Origin of the sequence: Nocardioides sp. ChNu-99, assembly GCF_029493445.1 — a bacterium.
Classification (GTDB): domain Bacteria; phylum Actinomycetota; class Actinomycetes; order Propionibacteriales; family Nocardioidaceae; genus Nocardioides.
Genome location: NZ_JAHWBL010000100.1, coordinates 1 through 5,119, shown reverse-complemented (window position 1 = coordinate 5,119; position 5,119 = coordinate 1). Strand labels below are relative to the sequence as shown.

The following is a 5,119-nucleotide window of genomic DNA, read 5'->3' as shown; positions in this document are numbered from 1 at the left end:
GCCGCGGTCGCGGCCGCGGGGGCAGCCGCGGCGGGCTCCGGCGTACCGGCAGCGGCGTCAGGCGCGGCGCCGCGCCGCGAACCCCGGAAGGCGCCGTCGGTGCGCAGGCGCCACAGGCCGAGGCCGCCGGCGAGCACGACGGCGGCGAGCAGGATCCACAGACCGGTCACGAACGGGGCAACGCCCCCGCGGCGCCCCCCATTCCGCCGCCCGAGTGCGCAGGTCCAGGCGCCGAGGCCCCACCCGACTGAACCTGCGTACTCCCGCCGCCCCGAAACAACCCGTTCGCGTGCCGAAACACCCGGGAAACGACCGTTTCATAGCGTCCTCGCCATGCCCGTCGCCCCACCGGTCGCCCCGGTCCACCCACCCGCGCGCCTGCTGATGGGCCCCGGTCCGATCAGTGCCGACCCCCGCGTGCTGCGGGCGATGGGGGCGCCGCTCGTGGGCCAGTACGACCCGGCGATGACCGGCTACATGAACGAGACGATGGCGCTCTACCGCGAGGTGTTCCGCACGACGAACGAGCAGACGCTGCTCGTCGACGGCACCTCGCGGGCCGGCATCGAGGCGGCGCTGGTCAGCCTGCTGGAGCCCGGCGACCGGGTGCTCGTTCCGGTGTTCGGTCGCTTCGGGCACCTCCTCGTGGAGATCGCCGAGCGCTGCGGCGCCGAGGTCCACACGCTGGCGACCGACTGGGGCACGGTGTTCGCCCCCGAGCAGGTCGAGGACGCCGTCCGCGCCGTCCGCCCGAAGCTCGTCGCCGTCGTCCACGGCGACACCGCGACGACGATGGCCCAGCCGCTCGCCGACCTCGGCGAGATCTGCCGGCGCCACGACGCGCTCCTCTACGTCGACGCCACGGCCACCCTCGGCGGCAACGTCTTCGCCACCGACGACTGGGGCGTCGACGTCGCGTCGGCCGGGCTGCAGAAGTGCCTCGGCGGGCCCTCGGGCAGCGCCCCGATCACGCTCTCGCCGCGCGCCGTCGCGGTCGTCGACGGGCGCCGCCACGTCGAGGCCGGCATCCGCGAGGAGGCCGACGTGGCGCGCGAGGCGGGCACCCGCATCGCGTCCAACTACCTCGACCTGGCGCAGATCATGGACTACTGGGGCCCCCGCCGCCTCAACCACCACACCGAGGCCACGACGATGCTCTACGGCGCCCGCGAGTGCGCCCGCATCCTCGTCGAGGAGGGCGTCGACGCGGCCGTCGAGCGCCACCGCCTCCACGGCGACGCCATGCTGGCGGGCGTGACGGGCCTCGGCCTCGCCGTCTTCGGCGACGTCGCCCACAAGATGCACAACGTCGTCGCGGTCCACATCCCCGACGGTGTGCCCGGCGACGCGGCCCGCGCGGCGATGCTCACCGACTTCGGCATCGAGATCGGCACCTCCTTCGGCCCCCTCCACGGCAGGGTCTGGCGCATCGGCACGATGGGCTACAACGCCCGCCGCGACGCCGTGCTCACCACCCTCGCCGCCCTCGAGCAGGTCCTGCGCGGGTACGGCGTGCCGCTGACGGGCGGCGGCGGGGTCGCCGCGGCCCGCGAGGTGTACGACGGAGCCGCCGCGACCGCCGGGGCCGCGGCATGACCACCACCGGCTCCACCACCGGCCCCACCACCGGCCCCACGACCGACTCCACCACCGCCGCCGGCGTGCTCACCCGCTGCGCCGAGCTCGACGCGTTCTCCGCCGCGCCCGACCGGCTCGAGCGCCTCCACCTGACGCCCGAGCACGCGGCGGCCAACGCGCTGGTGCGCACCTGGATGGAGGAGGCCGGCCTGACGACCTGGCAGGACGCGGCGGGCAACCTCTGCGGCCGACGCGAGGGCCGCGAGCCCGGTCTCCCGGCACTGCTCCTCGGCTCCCACCTCGACACGGTGCCGGACGCCGGCAGCTTCGACGGCATGCTCGGCGTCGTGCTGGCGGTCGCCGTCGCCGAGCGCCTCGGCGACCGGGTCGCGGACCTCCCCTTCGCGCTCGAGCTCGTCGCGTTCTCCGACGAGGAGGGCGCCCGCTTCGGCACGGCCCTGCTCGGCAGCCAGGCCCTCGCCGGCACGTGGGACGACGCCTGGTGGGACCTCGCCGACCGCGACGGCACCACGCTCGCGCAGGCCTACCGCGCCTTCGGGCTCGACCCCGCGCGCAACCACGAGGCCGCCCGGACACCCGGCAGCCTCGTCGGCTACCTCGAGGCCCACATCGAGCAGGGGCCCTACCTCGAGGCCGCCGACGCCTCGCTCGGGGTCGTCACCACCATCGCCGGCGCCCGGCGCTTCGCCCTGACCGTCCACGGCGAGGCCCGCCACGCGGGGGGCACGCCGTACGAGCGGCGGCGCGACGCCCTCGTGGGCGCCAGCGAGGCCGTCACCGCGGTCGAGCGCCTCGCCCGCGAGCTCGGCGTCATCGCCACCGTCGGGCAGATCGAGGTGCAGCCGGGCGCCGTCAACGTCATCCCCGGCCGCGCCGACCTCAGCCTCGACCTGCGGGCGCCGCGCGACGCCGACCGCGACCACGCGTGGGAGGTGCTGCACGCCGCCATCGCCGCCGCCTGCACGGCGCGCGGCCTGACGCTGGAGGTGAGCGAGACCCACCGCGCGCCCGCCGCCCCGTGCGCCGGGTGGCTCCAGCAGGCCGTCGTCGACGGCATCCGCGCGACCGGTGACGCCGACCCGATGGCCCTGTGGAGCCGCGCGGGCCACGACGCCATGGCGGTCGTCGCCGTCGCCGACATCGGCATGCTGTTCGTGCGCTGCCACGACGGCATCAGCCACCACCCGGGCGAGGACGTCCGCGAGGTCGACGTGGCCCGCGCCGCCGACGCGCTCGAGGCCGCGGTGCTCGCCGCGGCCGCGGCGTACGAGGCCGGTGGCACCGCCGCCGTGCCCGCCCCTGCGACGGGACCGGTGCGGTGACGACGGTGCGGATCGACGAGCGCATCGCCACGCACCGCGCCACCCTGTCGCCGCAGGAGCGCCGCGCCGCCGACACACTGCTGCAGCACCTCGACGACCTCGCGACCTACCGCGCCGCCGAGCTCGCCGACCTGGCCGGCGTCTCGAAGGCCACGATGAGCCGGCTGTTCCGCAGCCTGGGGTACGCCGACTTCGACGAGGTCCGCGACCACCTCCGGGCCCAGCGCGTGGCGGGCGAGCCGCGCCAGCTCAGCGCACCCGCGAGCCTGCCGGCGCACGCCCGGGCCGAGGCGGCGACGATCGCGACCGTCGTCGGCCAGCCCGGCGTCGTACCGGCCGTCGCGGCCCTCGCCTCGGCCCGGCGCGTGCACGTCGTCGGGTGGCGCGGCAGCCACGCGGTCGCGCTCCACCTGCGCCAGCAGCTCGCCCAGGCCCGTCCCGACGTGCGCCTCGCGCCCCTGCCCGGCCAGGTCATGGGCGAGGAGCTGGCCGACGTGGACGCCGGGGACGCGGTGCTCCTCGTCGGGTTCCGCCGCCGTCCCGTGGGGTTCAGCGCCTTCCTCGCCGACGCGGTCGCGACCGGCGCCGACGTCGTGCTGCTCGCCGACCCGACCGCCGCCGACCACCGCCGCCACCTCGGGCCGCGCGGCACCTGGCTGGGGTGCCCCATCGCCACCGAGCTCGCCTTCGACTCCTACGCGGCCGCGATGAGCATGGCCGCCGTGCTGGCCGACGGCGTCCTCGCCGCGCGCGGCGCCGCCGGGCGGGAGCGCGTCACCACGATCAGCAACGCCTACCTGCGCCTGAGGGAGATTGAGTAGTGGACCTCGCCGAGCTGACGGGCGTGCGCGTCGCCCGCACCACCGACGACCTCGTGCTCCGCCCCGGTGAGGCGTGGCTGGGGGGCGGGTCGTGGCTCTACTCCACCCCGCAGCCCCACCTCACCGGCCTCGTCGACCTGACCGGCATGGGCTGGGCGCCGACGGCCCGCGACGACGACGGGGCGCTGCGGATCGCCGGCACCTGCACGGTCGCCGAGCTCGTCGCCGCCGCGGCGACGTGGCCCGCCGCCGACCCGGCCACCGCGAGCGCCGCCGCCCTCGTGCGCCGCTGCGCGGACGCCTTCCTCATGTCGTCGAAGGTCTGGAGCGTCGCCACCGTCGGCGGCAACCTCTGCCTCGGCCTCCCCGCGGGCGCGATGATCACGCTGACCGCGGCCCTCGACGGCGTCGCCGACCTGTGGTCGCCGGACCGGGGGGCGCGCGCCGTACCCGTCGTCGACCTCGTCACCGGCCCCGGCCGCACCGACCGCGCCGGCGACGAGCTGCTGCGGGGCGTCGACGTGCCCGCCGCGGCCCTCACCGCTCGCTACGCCTCCCGCCAGCTCGCCCTCACCCCCGTCGGCCGCTCCTCCGCGCTCGTCGTCGGCCGCCTCGACGCCGACGGCGCCTGCACGCTGGTGGTCACCGCCGCGACCACCCGTCCCCTGCGCCTCCGCTTCCCCGCCCTGCCCGGCGCGGCCGAGGTCACCGACGCGCTCGCCGGGGTCACGACCTGGTACGACGACCCTCACGGCCCCGCGGACTGGCGGGCCGGGATCACCCCCGTCCTCGCCGCGGAGGTGCTGGCCGAGCTGGCCGTCACCACCAGCAGCGAGGAGGTGGCCGCGTGATCGAGGTCAACGGCACCGCGGTCGACGCGTCCGGCGCCCACCCCGGCCAGTGCCTGCGCACGTTCCTGCGCGAGACCGGCCACCTCGAGGTGAAGAAGGGCTGCGACGCGGGCGACTGCGGCGCGTGCACCGTGCTCGTCGACGGTGCGGCCACCCACTCCTGCGTGCTCCCGCTGCACCGGGCCGAGGGCCGCGCCGTCACCACCGTCGCCGGCCTCGGGGCGCCCGACGACCTGCACCCGGTGCAGCGCAACTTCGCCCGCGCGGCGGGCTTCCAGTGCGGCTTCTGCACGGCGGGGTACGTCGTGACCGCGGCCGCCCTCGCCGACGAGCGCGGCGTCGTGCCCGGGGCCGACGACCCCGCCCGCGCCGAGGAGGTGGCGCGGACGTTCAAGGGCAACCTGTGCCGCTGCACCGGCTACCGCTCCATCCGCGACGCCCTCGCCGGGCGGTGCAACGTCGAGGAGCCGGACGGCGCGCCGGGCGGGCCGGGCCCGGCCCCGACCGCCGCCCTCGGCCGCTCCGT

At 77.1% G+C, this 5,119-nt stretch carries 5 protein-coding genes; all 5 read left to right on the top strand.

Annotation, left to right across the window (positions count from 1 at the left end; translation table 11 throughout):
* The first annotated feature begins 333 nt into the window (after positions 1–333).
* Positions 334–1,596 carry an alanine--glyoxylate aminotransferase family protein gene (locus KK617_RS18390; protein WP_277501641.1) on the top strand — a complete coding sequence of 421 codons (1,263 nt, stop codon included), beginning with the start codon at positions 334–336 and terminating at the stop codon, positions 1,594–1,596.
* On the top strand, positions 1,593–2,921 hold the full coding sequence (locus KK617_RS18385; protein ID WP_277501640.1) for an allantoate amidohydrolase: 1,329 nt from the start codon (positions 1,593–1,595) through the stop codon (positions 2,919–2,921). The genes KK617_RS18390 and KK617_RS18385 overlap by 4 nt, the downstream gene beginning before the upstream one ends.
* Positions 2,918–3,742 carry a MurR/RpiR family transcriptional regulator gene (locus tag KK617_RS18380; RefSeq protein WP_277501639.1) on the top strand — a complete coding sequence of 275 codons (825 nt, stop codon included), beginning with the start codon at positions 2,918–2,920 and terminating at the stop codon, positions 3,740–3,742. The genes KK617_RS18385 and KK617_RS18380 overlap by 4 nt, the downstream gene beginning before the upstream one ends.
* Positions 3,742–4,593, top strand: coding sequence for an FAD binding domain-containing protein (locus tag KK617_RS18375; protein WP_277501638.1), 852 nt, complete (start codon positions 3,742–3,744; stop codon positions 4,591–4,593). Before KK617_RS18380 ends, KK617_RS18375 begins: the two co-directional genes overlap by 1 nt.
* A partial coding sequence (locus tag KK617_RS18370; RefSeq protein ID WP_277501637.1) for a 2Fe-2S iron-sulfur cluster-binding protein occupies positions 4,590–5,119 on the top strand: 530 nt, incomplete at its 3' end. The genes KK617_RS18375 and KK617_RS18370, both read left to right, overlap by 4 nt.

Coding starts and splice junctions, on each gene's coding strand:
- KK617_RS18390 (WP_277501641.1), top strand. CDS start 334: ATGCCCGTCGCCCCACCGGTCGCCCCGGTCCACCCACCCGCGCGCCTG.
- KK617_RS18385 (WP_277501640.1), top strand. CDS start 1,593: ATGACCACCACCGGCTCCACCACCGGCCCCACCACCGGCCCCACGACC.